This is a genomic window from Bacillus paranthracis (genome assembly GCF_001883995.1).
Lineage (GTDB): Bacteria > Bacillota > Bacilli > Bacillales > Bacillaceae_G > Bacillus_A > Bacillus_A paranthracis.
Map to the genome: position 1 here is coordinate 79,157 of NZ_MACE01000027.1, position 18,240 is coordinate 97,396.

Annotated in this window: 20 protein-coding genes and 3 pseudogenes; 20 read left to right on the forward strand and 3 right to left on the reverse strand. The window is 31.2% G+C overall.

The annotated features are described in order from the left end of the window. Positions 1-472 precede the first annotated feature (472 nt). From BAQ46_RS31355 to BAQ46_RS12095, 10 genes and pseudogenes are all read left to right on the forward strand, one after another. The gene (locus BAQ46_RS31355) at positions 473-604 is read left to right on the forward strand and encodes a hypothetical protein (protein WP_000204198.1); all 132 of its coding nucleotides are present in this window, start codon (positions 473-475) and stop codon (positions 602-604) included. A 106-nt stretch (positions 605-710) separates the two neighbouring features. Then, a complete protein-coding gene (locus BAQ46_RS12055) occupies positions 711-1,301 on the forward strand; it encodes a spore coat protein (protein ID WP_000333022.1) in 591 nt (196 codons plus the stop codon). 370 nt (positions 1,302-1,671) lie between these two features. Continuing rightward, positions 1,672-1,872 (forward strand): spore coat protein W, encoded by a 201-nt coding sequence (locus BAQ46_RS12060; RefSeq protein ID WP_000342253.1) that lies wholly within the window; start codon positions 1,672-1,674, stop codon positions 1,870-1,872. 14 nt (positions 1,873-1,886) lie between these two features. Next, positions 1,887-2,339: a spore coat protein gene (locus tag BAQ46_RS12065; RefSeq protein ID WP_000361679.1), complete on the forward strand. Its 453-nt coding sequence runs from the start codon at positions 1,887-1,889 to the stop codon at positions 2,337-2,339. Positions 2,340-2,802: 463 nt separating this feature from the next. Further along, positions 2,803-3,663: a DegV family protein gene (locus BAQ46_RS12070; RefSeq protein ID WP_000538272.1), complete on the forward strand. Its 861-nt coding sequence runs from the start codon at positions 2,803-2,805 to the stop codon at positions 3,661-3,663. 47 nt (positions 3,664-3,710) lie between these two features. Further along, a pseudogene (locus tag BAQ46_RS12075) lies at positions 3,711-3,815 on the forward strand (SHOCT domain-containing protein); the annotation flags it as partial. 211 nt (positions 3,816-4,026) lie between these two features. Further along, positions 4,027-5,610: a M3 family metallopeptidase gene (locus BAQ46_RS12080; RefSeq protein WP_061130569.1), complete on the forward strand. Its 1,584-nt coding sequence runs from the start codon at positions 4,027-4,029 to the stop codon at positions 5,608-5,610. Between the two features lie 12 nt (positions 5,611-5,622). After that, positions 5,623-6,372 (forward strand): WecB/TagA/CpsF family glycosyltransferase, encoded by a 750-nt coding sequence (locus tag BAQ46_RS12085; RefSeq protein ID WP_061130570.1) that lies wholly within the window; start codon positions 5,623-5,625, stop codon positions 6,370-6,372. A gap of 17 nt (positions 6,373-6,389) precedes the next feature. After that, positions 6,390-7,785, forward strand: a pseudogene (locus tag BAQ46_RS31530) (5'-methylthioadenosine/adenosylhomocysteine nucleosidase). Positions 7,786-7,867: 82 nt separating this feature from the next. Continuing rightward, positions 7,868-8,317: a GNAT family N-acetyltransferase gene (locus BAQ46_RS12095; protein ID WP_071741972.1), complete on the forward strand. Its 450-nt coding sequence runs from the start codon at positions 7,868-7,870 to the stop codon at positions 8,315-8,317. Positions 8,318-8,372: 55 nt separating this feature from the next. Here the strand turns inward: BAQ46_RS12095 and BAQ46_RS12100 are convergent, their stop codons facing one another. Then, positions 8,373-8,792, reverse strand: coding sequence for a hypothetical protein (locus tag BAQ46_RS12100; RefSeq protein ID WP_000976095.1), 420 nt, complete (start codon positions 8,790-8,792; stop codon positions 8,373-8,375). Positions 8,793-8,913: 121 nt separating this feature from the next. Between BAQ46_RS12100 and BAQ46_RS12105 the strand changes: the two genes are divergently transcribed. From BAQ46_RS12105 to BAQ46_RS12115, 3 genes are all read left to right on the forward strand, one after another. After that, on the forward strand, positions 8,914-9,561 hold the full coding sequence (locus BAQ46_RS12105) for a response regulator transcription factor (RefSeq protein WP_061130574.1): 648 nt from the start codon (positions 8,914-8,916) through the stop codon (positions 9,559-9,561). Continuing rightward, the gene (locus tag BAQ46_RS12110; RefSeq protein ID WP_061130575.1) at positions 9,554-10,930 is read left to right on the forward strand and encodes a sensor histidine kinase; all 1,377 of its coding nucleotides are present in this window, start codon (positions 9,554-9,556) and stop codon (positions 10,928-10,930) included. Before BAQ46_RS12105 ends, BAQ46_RS12110 begins: the two co-directional genes overlap by 8 nt. Before the next feature lie 201 nt (positions 10,931-11,131). Continuing rightward, the gene (locus BAQ46_RS12115; protein WP_071741973.1) at positions 11,132-12,925 is read left to right on the forward strand and encodes a Xaa-Pro dipeptidyl-peptidase; all 1,794 of its coding nucleotides are present in this window, start codon (positions 11,132-11,134) and stop codon (positions 12,923-12,925) included. Positions 12,926-13,094: 169 nt separating this feature from the next. Here BAQ46_RS12115 and BAQ46_RS12120 read toward each other — a convergent pair whose 3' ends face one another. Beyond that, on the reverse strand, positions 13,095-13,376 hold the full coding sequence (locus BAQ46_RS12120) for a hypothetical protein (protein ID WP_001083943.1): 282 nt from the start codon (positions 13,374-13,376) through the stop codon (positions 13,095-13,097). A 205-nt stretch (positions 13,377-13,581) separates the two neighbouring features. On the opposite strand from BAQ46_RS12120, the gene BAQ46_RS12125 reads away from it, so the two are divergent. The 3 genes from BAQ46_RS12125 to BAQ46_RS12135 all read left to right on the forward strand — a co-directional run bounded on the left by BAQ46_RS12125 (position 13,582) and on the right by BAQ46_RS12135 (position 15,358). Continuing rightward, a complete protein-coding gene (locus BAQ46_RS12125; protein ID WP_000490900.1) occupies positions 13,582-14,346 on the forward strand; it encodes a class I SAM-dependent methyltransferase in 765 nt (254 codons plus the stop codon). Between the two features lie 206 nt (positions 14,347-14,552). Then, positions 14,553-14,816: a hypothetical protein gene (locus BAQ46_RS12130; protein ID WP_001262613.1), complete on the forward strand. Its 264-nt coding sequence runs from the start codon at positions 14,553-14,555 to the stop codon at positions 14,814-14,816. Positions 14,817-15,127: 311 nt separating this feature from the next. Continuing rightward, complete coding sequence (locus BAQ46_RS12135; protein ID WP_000789033.1) at positions 15,128-15,358, forward strand: hypothetical protein; 231 nt, start codon at positions 15,128-15,130, stop codon at positions 15,356-15,358. 255 nt (positions 15,359-15,613) lie between these two features. Here BAQ46_RS12135 and BAQ46_RS12140 read toward each other — a convergent pair whose 3' ends face one another. Beyond that, complete coding sequence (locus BAQ46_RS12140; protein ID WP_000903440.1) at positions 15,614-16,045, reverse strand: cytidine deaminase; 432 nt, start codon at positions 16,043-16,045, stop codon at positions 15,614-15,616. Positions 16,046-16,198: 153 nt separating this feature from the next. Here BAQ46_RS12140 and BAQ46_RS30640 point away from each other — a divergent pair. The 4 genes and pseudogenes from BAQ46_RS30640 to BAQ46_RS12165 all read left to right on the forward strand — a co-directional run. Continuing rightward, a pseudogene (locus BAQ46_RS30640) lies at positions 16,199-16,285 on the forward strand (ankyrin repeat domain-containing protein); the annotation flags it as partial. Then, entirely contained in the window at positions 16,282-16,878 is a 597-nt protein-coding gene (locus tag BAQ46_RS12150) for a DJ-1/PfpI family protein (protein WP_000981417.1), read from the forward strand. The pseudogene BAQ46_RS30640 and the gene BAQ46_RS12150, both read left to right, overlap by 4 nt. A gap of 387 nt (positions 16,879-17,265) precedes the next feature. Then, a complete protein-coding gene (locus BAQ46_RS12155; RefSeq protein WP_001228720.1) occupies positions 17,266-17,622 on the forward strand; it encodes an FtsB family cell division protein in 357 nt (118 codons plus the stop codon). Positions 17,623-17,881: 259 nt separating this feature from the next. Beyond that, positions 17,882-18,208, forward strand: coding sequence for a DUF3870 domain-containing protein (locus tag BAQ46_RS12165; protein ID WP_000271328.1), 327 nt, complete (start codon positions 17,882-17,884; stop codon positions 18,206-18,208). Positions 18,209-18,240 lie beyond the last annotated feature (32 nt).

Sequence of the window (18,240 nt, forward strand, 5' to 3'; positions counted from 1 at the left end):
AAGAGGATAAGAACCTTGTGAATTTAGTGTAAAACTAGTTCTTGTGTTTGGTAACGCATTATTATTTAAGCGTATAGAGTTTATAGGCTTATTTTAATTGGTGTAGCTACTATATTATTGGAACTAGTAAGGAAATATAATAATCCCCAGCCTGAGTGATAAAAATCGTATTAGGATTTAGCAAAAAAAACCTCCTGAAAAAGAAAAGGGATTTAAAAATAAGAGCACTTCGAAAAGTGCCCTTCAGTAACGACTACTCATTCTAAAAAGAAAGGATGCAATATATCATATGAAGTTAAGTGTATTTAATTATGGGCCTTTTATATAAAAGTTTTATTTTGTATTTTGTTCCGAATAAAAAGGCGGTTGTTTCCGCAACCACCTTTCAGTAAAATAAAGCACTTTTTATGAAATAAATTATGGATGATCCCTAAAAAAGGTTATAGGATATACTCACATTTTTATAACTAAAGTGACGAGTTCAGGTTATAAGAAAGGAACAATTATATTGTATGAAATCTATTCCAGAGTAGTCGCAAAGAAAGCTGTCTTCTTATTTGAAGGCAGCTTTCTTTTATTAGAAAAAGAAGTAGAAGTAAAATAAAAGATTAAGTTACTTGTCCAAACAAATCTTTAAAAAATACATAAAATGCTAATAGTTAGTCAATATTTTAATATTGCTAACTTTTAAGACTAAAAGGGGTGATTTTATGTGTGAATGTGAAGTTTGTAGAAGAAAGAAAAACCGAGATCCATTAAATCGGGATTGTGAGCCGAAAAAACGAGCTCCTAAGCTAAAAAAAGAGGATTGTGAACCAAAAAAAGAGGATTGTGAACCAAAAAAAGAGGATTGTGAGCCAAAAAAAGAGGATTGTGAGCCAAAAAAAGAAGATTGCGAATCATTAAATTATTATTCGTTTAGTAAAAATACAAATTTTTTAGAGGAAGCTATACAAACAGATAAAATCGATCAAATTTCTGAGGAATATATTGAAATAGTTGATTCAGCAGATGTACAAGTTACTACTACAGATACAAAAGCTGCGCTATCTATCCAAGCGGCATTACAAGCAGCTATTGTGGTTGTAGTAAGTATTTCTATAGCAGATAGTGAAAAGGCAGATAAAATAACACAAGAATTATTTCAAAAATCAGCTATTAAACAAATTAATAGACAAAAAACATTTATTAAAAATTCCAGAAACGTAACCGTAACAACGACTGATACAGATATTGCAGTGAATATTCAAATTCTCCTTCAAATTTTATTAGCTTTATTAGTTAAACTAAACATTTTATAAAGTGTCTATCCTATTGATATTTAGCTATAAGTTTTCACTCTAAGTAAACGTTTTTTGTTGTAACATATGGTACAAGCTTGGACTTCTTATTATGACTGAATTAATATTCAAGATAAATGAAAAAGCAAGTGTGGAAAACTACAAATAAAGTTGAAATACATTATTTAACAGTAAATGAAACTTATATTTATGTGAAGTGAAGGAAAGAAAGCTGACTTCTTATTAGAAGCCAGCTTTTTGAAGTTATTAGTAAAAAGAAGTGGAAAATAGAAGATTAAGTTACTTGTCCAAGCAATTTTTATTAAATTACATATAATGCTCTTAGTTATTTGAAATTTTTATAGAAAATTGATTGGAGTGAATATTGTAAATGGATGATTTAAACAAATTTTCTTCCTTTAAGTTTGATAAGGATCAAAAGAATATAATTATAGACCTTTTACTCTCAGATATTTTTAATAGGCATGGGATAAATGAAGAAAAACTAAAAAATTTATCGCCAGAAAAAAAGCAGCAAATTAAAAGTATTGTTTCTGAAATACAATCACAAGTTAATAATTATTTAGATTGAAAGGGGGTGAACGTATGGACAAAACATGTCATTCAGATGAAAATAAAAAATGGAGTGCATTAGATTACTCAAATCCTCATCCATCTTTTAAAAATGCTAGTGTTTCAGAAGCAGCTGCGCAAGAAAGTAAAACTTACCAAATTTCTGAAGAATCAATTACAATTGTCGATTCAGCAGATGTAGAAGTTACTACTACAGATACAAAAGCTGCGTTATCTATTCAAGCGGCATTACAAGCAGCTATCGTGGTTATAATAAGTATTTCTATAGCAGATAGTGAAAAAGCTGATCGTGTTGCACAAGAATTGTTTCAAAAATCATCTATTAAACAAATTAATAAACAAGAAACTGTTATTAGAAATTCTAGAAATGTTACAGTTACGACTACTGATACAGACATAGCAGTAAATGTTCAAATTCTTCTCCAAATTTTATTAGCGTTACTAGTTAAATTGAATATTTTATAAAGTGTTTAACTTGTTTTTTATCTAGTGATTCTTTTACTGTTTTAATTATAGTACAGGCTATAAATATTACTCATAACTGGACTAATATTTAACATCGCTAAAATAATAATGAGAGCAATGTGATGGAAAATGAAGTTTGGTTATTTTATGAAAATTTAAAAGCCATTTCCTTTATTGGATTTGGCTTTTAAATTTTAAACAGTATGAATTTGAAAAGATTATATTAAGATAAAGAATTAAAATATAATGATACAAAATACTTATAAAATTATTCGTGTTTTAGAAAAATAATAAGAAAAAGGTGTTTAAAATAGAATCATTTGTATTAACAGTTCAAGTTTTGAAGAATAGTGCATACAATATAAAGTGTTTTCCTTTCTTCATTTAAGTTTTACGTATATAATTTAAAAGTACTATTTTTATTTTATATTTTTTATATTTATAACAGAATAGAGGTTTAAAAATGGGTGTTAAAATCATTACGGATAGTGCGGCGGATTTACCGGTAGAATTGCTGCAAGCATATGATATTGATTTAATTCCACTCCGTGTTTATGATGAAGCAGAAACAGAGTATTTAGATGGAGTTACATTAGAGTCAGTTACATTATTGCAAAAAATGAGAGAAGGCGCTGTTTATAGAACGTCATTGCCTTCACTTGAAACTTTCCAAGAAAAATTTGTTTCTTATGCAAAAGAAGGTAATCCTTGTATATATTTAGCTTTTTCATCTGAACTGTCTGGTACATATCAATCATCAGTTCTCATTAAAGAGGAAGTAAAAGAAACATATGCTAACTTAGATTTAGAAATTATTGATACGAAATGTGCTTCGCTTGGTCAAGGTCTTGTTGTTTTAGAAGCTGCTAAAATGGCCAAAGACGGTGCATCAAAAGAAGATATTTTAAAACGTGTTGATTTTCTAATGAACCATATGGAACATATCTTCACTGTAGCTGACTTACAGTACTTAGTGAGAGGTGGACGTTTAAGTAAAGTCGCAGGATTTATCGGTGGTTTACTAAACATTAAACCGATCTTAAACGTGGAAGAAGGAAAACTTGTACCACTTGAAAAGGTAAGAGGGAAAAAGAAAGTACTTGGCCGAATTGTCGATATAATGGAAGAGCGTGGAAAAGAACTTAAAGGTCAAACAATCGGTATAACTCACGGTGACGATCTAGAAACAGCTGAAGCGTTAAAAGCATTAATTACAGAAAGATTTGGCTGTGAAGTATTTATCGTAAATACAATTGGTGCAGCAATCGGAGCACATACAGGACCTGGAGTTATAACGTTGTTTTTCTTAAATGAAGTAGAGTAAAGGATTGATCTTTTGATCAATCTTTTTTTCTTCAAGGTAATGTTACTATTTCTGTAGCAGATGAGCTGAAAAAATTTAAGGAATTATTACATATGGGTGTTATTACAGAAGATGAATTTAATGCGAAGAAAAAGGAGTTACTAAATATATAAATTAGTTTTTTATGAAATTAGTATGAAAATGCTAAATATAATATATAAAAAAGATGATTCTGTTGTGGACAGAATCATCTTTTTTATGTATTGAAGTATTTTGTTTATAAAAATCTAAATATTTCAAGATATTAAAATTTATTTATTTCATATATAATTGTGTAGGGAGAAATATCTGTAACTATTTGTAAAAATAGGGGGCGGCTATAAAATGCATGAAATTGCTAAGTGGGATTTAGATTCATTGTATTCGAATGAAGATATCCTATCTCCAATATTGGAGTTAAAAGAACAATTTTTTGTAACAAAAGATATAGGGATTCTTTCAAATTTTATACAAGCTATTGAAAAAGCAGAATACTATTTGTACTGTCGATTGGCTGAAGAAAGTGTTTCATCTGACATTACTAGATTGACTGTGAAAGTAAAGGAACTAAAAAGTGAAGTGCAGCAAGTCATACAGCAAAGTGAAGTGGAAATTACTGATAATACTAGGCTAATAAAAGCTGAACTACATGCGTGGGAAAATATGTACATACAATTAAGGAATAGGATAGAAATAGAGCACAATAATAAGCAATTATCATTTGGACAAGCAAATCATGTTGCAATGAATAGTGATAATGAAAAGGAAAGACTAGAAGTATTCGAGTCATTAATATGTGCTTTACATAAGGAGAAAGAAATTTTTGCTACTGTATTAAATCAAATAGGAAGATTGCGTAATACAAAGAGTAATGAATTAGAAGACATAGATATTTTAACTCAATCTTTTCATGCAAATGGCATTTCAGAAACTGTATTATTACAAATATGGAATGCGACAGAAGAAAACCTAGATAAATTAGTAAGTGCTTTAAACGTGTATAAGAAAGGTAGAGCTTCGATTACATGGCATGAACTTATGACAGTAAAGGAGAATAATGAGGTTATTATTCCTTTTTCAGTAGCAGTACAAAACATATACGATGCATTAAAAAATATAGATGAAGAATTAGCAGAATTTGCACGTCATGCGATAGAAAGTGGTTGGGTAGATGCAGAGCTGAGAGAGAATAAACCACCAGGTGGATTTTGTGCTCCTTTTTTCAGTGAGAAAGAATCTCGAATCTCAATGCGTTACGACGGAAGTATCGATAGTGTAAGAGTACTTGCCCACGAACTAGGACATGCTTGGCATTTTTATAATATGAGTTTTGAACAATCCTCTTCTTTTTTAGATGATTATTTGCCAATGAGTACAGCTGAATCAGCATCTATTTTCTTTGAAACGGTGCTTATAAATTATCTAATTCAAACAACAGATAGTATAGATATGAAAAAGTCATTGCTTAGCTGGAAAATAAGAAACTGTTTTAATTATGTAATGGCAATTCGAGCATCGTACGAATTTGAGAAGAACTTTTACGAGAAATGTAAAGAAAGTCCTTTAAGTGCTGATCAAATCGAGAAATTATCTATAGTAGCGCAAGAAAAAGCATATGGAAATTCATTATCAGAATATCAGCCGTTCGTGTGGATGAAATATATTCAATTTTATATAGCAGATGTTCCTTTTTATAATTATCCATACACATTTGGATATTTAGTTAGTTTTAGTTTATTAGAAATAGCTAAAGAAAGGAAAAGTACTTTTCATTTGAAATATAAAGAGTTTTTACGAGAAACAGGAAAAGCTCCAGTGGAAGAACTTATGAAAAAACATTTTGAAATAGATATAACGAGCTATGAATTTTGGGATAAAGCCTTTAAACAAATTTCTAAAGATATTGATGAATATTTGCAACTTATGTAAGGGGAGAGTAAAGTGAATCACCAACTTATAAAGGGAATACCTTTTTCAACTTTAGAATATGCAAAAGCTATAAGTTTATTAAAAGGTTGGCTACATGAAAAACAAGAGAAACCAAGATTTGTAGTAACTGCAAATCCTGAAATTGTTATGTCTGCAAAGGAAAGTACGGCTAAATCTAAACAGTTTAAAAAGATGTTACTATCTGCGGATTTAATAACAGCGGATGGAATTGGTGTCATAATTGGCTCGAAAATATTAAAAGGAACGCTGAAAGAACGCGTCACTGGGGCAGATATCACTCACGATTTAATAAAATATTGTAACGATAATAGATACCGCGTCTTTCTTTTTGGAGCTGCTCCAGAAAGTAATAAAAAGGCATTAGAAAAATTAAATGAGCAGTTCCCGGGAGCACAGTTTAAAGGACAGCATGGGTTTGTAAATGGCGAAGAAATAGAAGAAGTAAAAATGAAAATAAAGCAATTCAAGCCGCACTTATTGCTAGTAGGACTAGGTTCACCAAAACAAGAAGAATTCATCTATGAAAACATACAAACATTAAACATTCCACTATCTATTGGTATTGGAGGTATGATCGATATATTATCTGGTACTGTAAAAAGAGCACCAAAAATTATGAGGGATACTGGAACTGAATGGCTGTATAGGTTACTTTCACAGCCGAAAAGATTAAAGAGACAAATCGTACTTCCGAAATTTTTATTGTCGGTTATGTCTGAAAGAATTAAAGGGAGTAATTAATAAAGGAGAGTACATTCATGAACAGAATCGGCATTATCGGAGCAATGCAAATTGAAATAGACTTACTTTTAGAAAAATTAGTTGTACAAGAAGAACAAACAATCGCAGGAATGCCTTTTTACGTTGGGGAATTCATGGGAACAGAAATAATTGTTACAAGATGTGGTGTAGGGAAAGTTAATGCAGCCGCATGTACGCAAACGTTAATTCATAAATTTGATGTAGATGCTATCATCAATACAGGTGTTGCTGGCGGGCTACATCCAGATGTAAAAGTTGGCGATATAGTTATTTCAACGAATGTAACTCATCATGATGTAAGTAAGACTCAAATGAAAAACTTATTCCCGTTCCAAGAGGAGTTTTACGCAAGTAAGAAATTAATGGAGTTAGCACGTACTGCATGCAATAGTAGTAGTTTACATATTGGAGTTCATGAAGGGAGAATCGTAAGCGGTGAATGTTTTGTTGAAGATTCAAACCTAAAAGCGAAATTAATAGATGAATATGCACCGCATTGTACAGAAATGGAAGGTGCAGCAATTGGACATGTTGCCTACATAAATGAAGTACCGTTTCTCGTAATACGATGTATTTCTGACAGTGCAGACGATGAAGCCCAAATTTCTTATGATGACTTCGCGAAAACGGCCGCAAACTATTGTTCAGAAATTATCGTTGAGATGCTTAAAAATATATCAAGTAAAACTGTATTATAATTTAAAAGGAGAGAATGAAATGTTACAAGCATTAATTTTTGATATGGACGGAACGTTATTTCAAACAGATAAAATTTTAGAATTATCGTTAGATGATACATTTGATCACTTAAGATCCCTTCAATTATGGGATACGGTAACGCCTATTGATAAATACCGTGAAATAATGGGTGTACCTTTACCGAAAGTTTGGGAAGCTTTATTACCGAATCATTCTCTTGAAGTAAGAGAACAAACAGATGCATATTTTTTAGAAAGACTAATTGAAAATATTAAGAGCGGAAAAGGTGCTTTATATCCGAATGTAAAAGGAATTTTTACATATATAACAGAAAATAATTGTTCAATTTATATTGCTAGTAATGGTTTAACTGAATATTTACAAGCAATCGTATCTTATTATGAGTTAGATCAATGGGTTACTGAAACGTTTAGTATTGAACAAATAAACTCACTTAATAAAAGCGACTTAGTAAAAAGTATTTTGAACAAATATGATATAAAAGAAGCAGCTGTAGTTGGGGATCGTTTATCTGATATAAATGCAGCAAAAGAAAATGGCTTGATTGCGATTGGATGCAATTTTGATTTTGCACAAGAAGAGGAACTAGCCCAGGCAGATATAGTAATAGATGATTTACTGGAATTGAAGGGGATATTATCTGGAGTAGAGAATACGCATGCTACAAATTGAATGAGGTAACAATCATAAAAATGCTCAGAATAAATGATTCTTGAGCATTTTTATGTATTTTCACACATAGGAGGGGATGGACTTGAAAGGTATACATATTAAACAAATAGAAAATTTAATGAAATATGAATTCAAATATCTTGTTCAAGAGAGTAAAGAAGAAGGTTTTAACTTCCTAAAAAAATTAATAAATGAATATGAAAACAAACTAAACACATTTAATAAAACGGGTGAATGTCTATATGGTATTTTTCAAGGGGAAAAGTTAATTGGAATAGGAGGGTTAAATGAGGATCCATATACAGAAAATAATAAGATTGGCCGATTAAGGCGATTTTATATTTCAAAGGACTATCGTCGTATAGGGCTAGGAAAGTCGTTATTAAACAAACTATTATCTCATGCGGAAAAGAATTTTAAAGTAGTTGTTTTACATACAGATACAAAACAAGGTGATGCATTTTATAGTGCAAATGGATTTGTGAAGGGGCAGGTATATAAAGGCTCTAGTCACTATAAAGTATTATGTTAGTAAAAAAAGAGACCTCTGCTTCGAAAAATAAGCGTATGAAGTCTCTTTTTTCTAGTCAATTATGTTTAACATTCATTTTTTTCAATAGTCCCTTCGGATCACCTTTTACATAATAAAAATGTGGATTATTTTCATCGTCGTAAAGCATAATATAAGGTTTTTGATTAAGAGGGAGAAGAATAAGTACTTCATCAATTGTTGTTTGTAGCCATTGATTTGTAATAGAAACTGGTTTAGATAAAGGAATTTTTATCATGTGACCATCTTTTGGAACGACATTTAAGTTTTTGAAGGGGCCAGTAATGGATTTAGCATATTGAACAGCTTTTTTTTGAATAGCTGGATCTAAAGATTGTTTTTGAACGACCATTTCTTTTTGACAATCAAATACTTCAATTTGTTGATTTGTATTTGCGAACGCATTTGTTGATAATAAGAAGAAAAGAAGAGTAATGACCCCGATTTTTTTCATCATAGTACAACACCTCGTTTTTACTATACCCTTAACTAGTTCAAATATTTTTCTGTCACATACATGTAACAAAGAAGTTGTATGATACAATTAATTTTTGTTTAAAAGCAATGGAGGATAATGTATGAAAGTATTAATCGCAGATGATGAACAAGATATGCTAAGGATTTTAAAAGCTTATTTTGAGAAAGAAGGCTTCGAAGTTTTCTTAGCGAAAGATGGAGAAGAAGTACTTCAAATATTTTATGATGAAAAAATTGATTTAGCTATTTTAGATTGGATGATGCCGAAACATAGTGGTATTACTGTTTGTAAGGAAATAAAGAAAAACTCAAGCGTAAAAGTATTAATGCTTACGGCGAAAAGTGAAAGCGAAGATGAATTAGCAGCGCTTCAAAGCGGGGCAGATGAGTACGTAAAAAAACCATTTCATCCAGGTGTATTAATCACTAGAGCGAAAAAGCTTATACAGCACGATGATGTCATTCAAGTTCAAGATTTGAAAATAGATTTTACGAAAAATAAAGTTTATAAAAATGACAAAGAGTTAGATATTACAAAAACAGAGCTAGAATTAATAAAGTGTTTTTTAAGTCATAAAGGCATGATTTTGACTCGTAAAAAATTGTTAGATATCGTATGGGGATTTGACTATTTTGGAGAAGAGCGAACTGTTGATACACATGTAAGAAGGTTACGTAAAAAAGTAGGAGAAAATATTATAAAGACGCATCGTGGTTTAGGGTATAGTTTGGAGGAGCAGAGTGAATAAACTTGGAAAAAAACTATTTCTCAGCATTTCTTTAACTGTTATTCTTATTTTTACGATCTCTTTATTAATAATTAACTATCTTTTACCGAAATATAATATTTACAAAACGAGAGAGAACTTGAATGAATTTACAATGCAAATACAAAATACATCTGTAAATGAGTTAGAAGATGTAATTCGTACAATTGAAAGCGAAAATAACGTTACGTTTGCATATACGTCAATCAATCAGTCAGAAGATGATATGAACGAAGCGTTACGCATGCAACTTACGAAAAAGAAAGTAGTTTTAAATAAACTGTGGATTACGAAAGACGAAGTCATGAAGGTGAAAGCGGAAGGGCAATCGAATAAACTGTATGATCAAGAGAAGTTAAAAGCAAGTTTTTTCGCTAAATATATTGCAAAAGATAATACAATAATTTTAATGGGAACTTCTATTGCACATTCTAACGAAATTATAAAAACGTTAAATACATTTTATTTATACATTCTTTGTTTCTCACTCCTTCTTATTATTTTACTTGTGTGGATACTTTCAAAAATAATAACGACTCCATTAAAAGAGCTAAGTGATGTAGCTCAGGACATTTCACATTTGAAGTTTAAAAGAACAAAAGTGAAAACGAACGATGAAATAGGGGAGTTAGCCGATAGTATTAATATCATGAGTGATACACTACATGAAGCACATCAAGATTTAACAGATCGTAATGAACATTTAAAACGATTTATGGGTGATGTGACGCATGAATTAAAGACACCAATTGCATTAGTAAAAGCATATTCTATGGGAATTAAGGATGGGTTAGATGATGGGACATACGTAGATACAATTATAAAACAAACAGATCAAATATCAAACTTAATTGAAGAACTATTACAATTTTCGAAGTTAGAAAGAGATGTTTTACAAAAAGAAGAATTCCCTATTGAACCATTAGTCCGAAGTATAATAGATAAGCATAAAATTGAACTGGAGTCGAAAGAAATACAGTTGCAGACGAACAGTAATATTAAAAATCAGGTCATTTATGCGGATTTGAATAAAATGGGAATGGTGTTTCAAAATTTAATTTCTAACGCAATAAAATATACAACAAATCAAAATATAAAAATCATTTTAGAAGATAGAAATAAAAGTGTATATTTTCAAATTGAAAATGAGATTAATGCAGAACAAATTCAAGATATCGAAAAAATTTGGGAACCTTTTTATGTCTTAGACTCTTCACGAAGTAAAGAAAAATCAGGCACAGGATTAGGACTAGCGATAGTGAAAAGTATTTTAGAAAGGCATGGTTTTGACTATGGCGTATCTACTAAAGAGGGAGAAATACGGTTTTATATTTCTATGAAGAATGACTAATTCAATACAATTAGAAGCATCGTCTATTAATAGGTGATGTTTTTTATTGATTATATGAGAGCAGTAAATCAGAATATATAACCTTGAAAGCCCGTTGGAAGAGTGTTCTACAAATTTCTCAAGTTGCTGTATAAAAAATAAACTGAATTTTCAGTAATTATATTGTATAGTAAAAGGAGACATAAATGGGGAGGGAAGGATATGGGGAAAAAGAAAATAGCAACATTATCAGCAATATTATCTTTATCAATTACGTCAGGAGTTTCTAGTATGACTGCGTATGCAGACAATAAAGAAACAAACTACATAAATGAGCATGACGTGAAGTTAAATGGAATTGTTTCAGATGCGTTACGTTCAAGTACGAAAATTGAATTAGAAAATGGGATGACAAAACCGATTTATTTGCTTGATGAAGCAATTATTGAAAATTTATTTGTAGAAACGGAAGTAGATAGTGATCGAGATGGAAAAAAAGATCGAGTATCAGTAAAAGTTATGCGTCCAAAAACTGATCCAAATGTGAAAGTTCCTGTTATATATGAAATGAGTCCATATCGAGCTGGTTTAAAAGATGTTCCTGTATATAACGTAGATGAAGAATTGTATGCGTATGAAGGGAAACCGTATGGAGCTGTTAATCTTGGTTCGTATGGAAATTATTATGTACCAAGAGGTTATGCAGTCATTTTAGGTGAAAGTATTGGAACTGGGAAATCAGATGGATGTCCGACGACTGGGGATGAGCAAGAAATATTAGGGACGAAATCTGTTATTGATTGGGTAAATGGACGTGCGAAAGCATATACAGAAAATGGTGAGGAAGTTAAAGCCGAGTGGTCAACGGGAAATGTCGGTATGACAGGAGTTTCTTATAATGGTACGTTACCAAATGCTGTTGCAACGACAGGCGTTGAAGGGCTAAAAACAATTATACCAATCGCAGCGATTAGTAGTTGGTATGATTATTATCGTGCAAACGGTGCAGTGATTGCGCCAGGTGGATACCAAGGAGAAGATACAGATAATATGGCAGAAGCAGTATTAACAAGGGAAAACCCTGAAGTTTGCGGACAAGTAATAAAAGAGCTAACAGCCGGACAGGACCGGAAAACTGGTAATTATAATGATTTTTGGGATAAACGAAATTATGTAAAAGATGCTAAAAATGTAAAAGCGAGTGTGTTTGTTGTTCATGGTTTAAATGATTGGAATGTAAAAACGAAGCAGTTCGCGCAATGGTGGGAAGCGCTTGGAGAGAATGATGTTCCTCGTAAAATGTGGCTACATCAAGGTGGACACGGTGGAACATCAACGAATGACTGGCAAAGAACACAAAATAAATGGTTCGATTATTGGTTATATGGAATTGAAAATGGGATTATGAATGAGCCAATGGTTGATGTACAACGTGAAAATAAAACATGGGAAAAATTAAAAAACTGGCCAGATCCAGCAGCTGTACCGTCAAAAGTGCGAATGTATTTAAGTAATAAAGCAGTTAATTTACCATTCAGTATGGGTTCTGTTAATAAGATGTTTTCATTCGTAGATGATGCAAAAATGAAATCAAACGAATTAGTAGCAAACCCAGAATTAGAAGTAGCCAATCGATTAGTGTATACAATGCCTGTACTGCAAAAAGATACGCGTATAAGTGGTACACCAAAGATTTCAATTACAGGAAATATTGATCGATCTGTATCAAATTTAACAGCATTACTTGTTGATTACGGAGGAACGAAGCCGGAAATCGTAACACGAGGCTGGATGGATCCACAAAACGTAAAAAGTATAGAAAATTCAACAGCGATTCAACCAGGCAAAGATTATACATTTACATGGGACATGCAGCCAGATGATTATGTCTTTAAAGCTGGGCATCAAATAGGAGTCGTTTTAATTGCTAGCGACTATGATTATACAATTAGACCGAAAGCGGGCACGAAGCTTACAGTGAAATTAAGTGAAGTGACATTGCCAATTGTGAAATAAATAGTTATGGATAAAGAGGCTGTCCCAAAAGGTGCTTTTTAGCCAAAACCGAATAGAAAGTGAAAGGAAGAAACGTTGATTTAATAACGTTTCTTCCTTTTCAATTTCATGTGATTTTACTTCGAAAGAGACTTATGAGACAACCTCTTTACATTTTGAAAGGGAGAGTTTAATGTGAATGTTTATTGGTAGATACAAAAAGGCTTACAATAAATAAAAAAATTGCATTTATGATCAATAGGCCACTAAATGTAAGCCCAGCAAAACCTCCAGCGAATCCATCTCCTACTTTTTCACCAATTACATGCAAAGTGGCGAAGAAAACGATGGGGGAAGAAAGAATGAAAATGCCACTGGTAATTTTCCATATTCCCCTATATTTCTTTGCTATAAAGAAAATTAGAGCATTAAAAGCAATAAGAAGTAAAAGAAATATAATGAATGAATTCATCATATCCTCCTTTTGGTAAAGAGTTTGAATTTTCATTATTTACATTGGTATTTCAAAGGAAATATTATACAATATGATTATATTCTATGGAAAGTGAGTGATATATTATGACAGTCAGCTCTTTCGAATTTTCATTAAAAATACAGGTACAGGGAGATTAATTGAATTTAAATCTTCCGTACGTAAAAAACGGGGGAGAAAATAAATGTTTAGTTTTTATAGTACACTTTGCACGGAACTTTATGATTACACAAAGCCTGTCGGTTATTCTTTAAATGGTGATATTGAGTATTACGAAAAACGTTTAAAAAATTGTAGAGGAAGAATTCTCGAAGCAGCAGTAGGATCAGGGCGTGTCATCATCCCGCTTCTTGAGGCTGGTTTTACAGTAGATGGGATTGACTATTCACCTGAGATGCTAGAATCGTGCCGTATAAGATGCAAAGAGAGAGGCTTACACCCTAATTTATATGAAGGAAGCTTACAACAATTTTCACTTCCGCATAAATATGAGGCAATTATTATTCCTACTGGTTCTTTTTGCTTAATTGAAAATCGAGAGGATTCTATAAATGCATTGAAATGTTTTTATGAACACCTTAATCCAGGCGGACGATTAATCGTAGATATTATGCTTCCGTATGACTGGAAGACGGGGGAGATTCATACATCGACTTTTTCTTTACCAAATGGTGACGGAATTACATTAGAAAATAAATCAATTGAAATAGATTGGCTGAACCAAGTTACTCTATCCTATTTAAAATATGAAAAATGGAGTAAAGGGCAGTTAGTACAAACGGAATTGCAACGCTTTGCGGTGTGTTGGTATGGAATAGAAGAGTTTAAACTTCTTTTAGAAAGTATTGGTTTCTCTAATATTACTTGCTCTGCTGACTATGTTTTTGAAAAAAAACCGTCAAATGCAAATCAAATGTTTACTTTTGAAGCTGTGCGAAAAGAAAAATAAAGAAGTATGTAAGAAAACAAGGCAATCGATACAATATCGATTGTCTTGTTTTAATTGTATATTATATTGCGTACATGTTATTACGTTTTCATTGTCCAAGCATCCTTCTACTAACTACATATACTATTTATATTAAAGACAGTCACTATTTTAAATAGAACTGTAATGTTTCTATAAATGATATTTTAGAGAGGTAGGGGATAAATTTGGCAAACGAAGAACAAGATAGAATTGAAAATCAAGTGTATTCAAATCGTGTAGTAAGATCAGAATTTGATGCGAATTGGGAAACTTGTATATCAAAAAGTGGTTATATAATTTATGTAGCAACAAGTAATAATGCTGAAGTAATAGTACTTCTTGCAGATGGTTCAAGTAAATTATTAATTTTCGAACAAGGCGGTAAAGTAGTAGTAGGCGGTGGTGGAACAAGTCATTACAGTAAGCCGCACATCGCAAGAAATATTTAAGGTAGAACAAAATGCCGGAAAATGGTTAACTCATTTTAGTAGAACTTGATGTACTACAAATACTTTTGAATGATCAGAGAAGTTTGTAGGGAATTGTACGGATCAATATTTGAAATATAATGTATGGTTTGAAGAATTCTATAAGCAATAAAAAAGCATTTCCTATTTCGGGAAATGCTTTTTCTATGTTATAGTATAATAGTGTTTTAAAACAATGTTATTTTAATATATTTCAAATTTTGTTATGTATTATTTTTATATTAAATTAGTTGCGTAAGTATTTTTTTATATAAGGAGTAATAATTAGAGAAATGAAAAATATAGACTTTATACTAGAAAGTGATGAGGCATTAAAACCGTCTGAACGATTAGTACTATTATTATTAGAGAAGCATAGAATGTTATATACGAACGATCTATTGGCATTATCTAATTTATCATATAAAACATTAACAGATTCATTAACGTCGCTTGTATTAAAATCATATGTGTTAAAGGAAACAGGTAAGGGAAGAAGACAGAATTGTTATAGATTGGTATGATAAGACTGCTGATTTTAGAGATTTTATATTAATATTTATCGAATGTAAGGGGAAAACGCATTTTTGTTTTCAAATGAAAAATGTAATAAACTTAAATGTTTTTAATTTCATTTTTGTTAATGATAATTTAATTATTTTAAAAAATAGAAAAATAAAATAAACTGCATAAAACAGAAATAAAAAAACAATCCGTTTTTAAAACGGATTGTTTTTTTATTGGAATAATATTATAAGATGAATGGAACACAGGAATAACTATTCTACTTCACTTGTATACTTTTCAGGTAATAATTCCATTACGTTACATTTTACAAGTTCACCATTATAAGAAAGTATAACGTTCGTATTTTTTCCGTAATCACTTATTAATTCTCGACACATACCACATGGAGCAACAACCCAACATTTTTCTATATCTTCATGAGGGTGTGGGTGAGCAACTGCTACAATGGTATCAAATTCATGATCACCTTCTGAAATAGATTTTCCAATTGCCATAGCTTCACCACATACTGTTATTCTTCCAACATTCGCTTCAACATGTACTGCTGCATAAATATTACCTGTTTTAGTGCGTACTGCTGAACCGATATGATGACGGCCATATTTATAGTTTTTTTCGATTACTTTTTCAGCCGCTTTAATTAAATCATAGTCTTCACTATTTAAAGGTATTACGTGTAACATAATTTCTCCTCCATACTAAACATGATTAGCATTATTTTAGCGGGAAATTTTAATATTTAAAATAAAAGATAAATGTTAAATAGATAATATTATTATGTAAACTATAATTAAAAAAGGAATTTATAATAATCAACAGAACATATAGAAGAGTGTGATGATGAGAAAACAGCCTATGATATAGCCTTAGAAAAAGGTCATACTCACCTTTTACATTATTTGCAACAGGGAGTGAACGTGTGATGAATAAATGGAGTGTAGGGATATTTTTATTTAATGAGGTGGAAGTGTTAGATTTTGCAGGGCCATTTGAAGTTTTTTCTATCACTAAAGTACATGAAGAGAAACCATTTACTGTTTATACAGTTAGCCAAAATGGAGAAATGATTACAGCAAGGAACGGATTAAAGGTAAAGCCTGATTATAGTATTGAAGATTTACCACCAGTTGATATATTAATCATTCCAGGTGGTAAAGGCGCACGGGAAAATGAAGTGAAAAATGATATTGTAATAAATTGGGTTCGTCAGCAAATGAAAGAAGTAAAGCTAATGACTTCAGTTTGTACCGGAGCGTTATTACTCGCGAAAGCTGGTTTACTGGAAGGGTTAAAAGCAACAACACATTGGGCTAGTATTCAAACTTTCAAAAAAGATTTTCCGAATGTAGAAGTAATGGAGAATGTGAAATTTGTAGATGAAGGACATATTATTACATCGGCAGGTATTTCAGCTGGTATTAACATGTCATTTCATATTGTGAAAAATTTGCTAGGTGTGGAGATCGCTGAAGAAACGGCCAAAAATATGGAATATGATATTGATTTACAAAATTAAAAAAGCCCAAATTGGGCTTTTTTCTTATTTTGAGTGTATATAGGTATGATCTATGCTCTAAACTTAAGCTCTTAAACAGTCATTCTAGTTTATCGAATGTACGAAAATGCATCTCTTTTCTCCTTGTAACCATGTTAAAACAAGGAGAACTTTGTATGTAAAAAAACTCTTCTACAATAGTAGAAAAAGAATAACAGAAACTACTATTTTATGCCAGCATACATAAAAAAATGCAATGTAAATATGGAAATGTCGTCGAATGCTATCTTTAATTGGTTAATTAGTGAGATATTTTTGTGAAGGAGCTTATTTTATAAGAATAGAATTAAAGTTAATAAGAAATCATGCCGATGGTAGTGAAAATATATGTGTTAGGGGGATTTCATAATGAGGAAACTCAAGCGAATAAATGTTCCTAATATACAAGAACAACTATCACAGTCTAATGAAAATCGAGCAATTAATAAGAAAAAACTAAGACGATTTATATTCATGTTTATATTTATTGCGGCGGCTACTTTGTACGTTCAATTTATTTTAACGAAACAACAAGAAATAATTGTAGAAAAAAAAGATACAATTACGAATCAAAAAAAACAATTGGTTTCTTTAAAGAAAGATGAGGCTTCTTTAAAGACTAACATAGAAAATTTAACAGATGATGATGAAGAAATTTTGAAGTTTGCGAGAAAAGAATATCAATTTTCTAAGTCAAATGAAACTATATTTGTGTTGCCGAAATAGTGTAATAGAACAGTTAGCGATAGCTAGCTGTTTTTTCATGTAGGAATGTCATGGTACAAGAAACAATTACATATTGTAAAAATGAAGAGCTGGAGCTGTTTTTATACTTATGGAATATATACGAAAATAAATGTTGTTAAAATTCTGTCAATTGTATTATAATACAAGGTAAGCGGATACATTTTTTAATCCATGTTGAGTTTATCACTCATACGACTATTAAGAAAACCGTTATCCCGTATTAGAAAGGAAGAGAGCTGTGTACGCTTCAAATACAATTTATGTCGTAGGGGATGCGAAAGCACCTCAAAATAATCCCATTACCGAAAAGTTTAAAAGCTATTTTGTAGCGTTTGTACTTGTTAAGGAGACTGGGGAAATTGTAGATGCAGATTGCTCAGCGACAATTGCATTAACATCTCAATTCGTTAAATATTTATTTCTACATAAAAATATTAATGACCCAGAATTAGTAATGGAAATAAAAGATCGTTATTTCGGTTCGTCTCAAAAAGCATTACTTGTAGCATTAAAAGATGCACAGAAAAAATATAATCAAATTGCTGCTTTGTCTACCCATTCATAGACAAAATCCAGCCGTAAGAATCTTCTTATGGC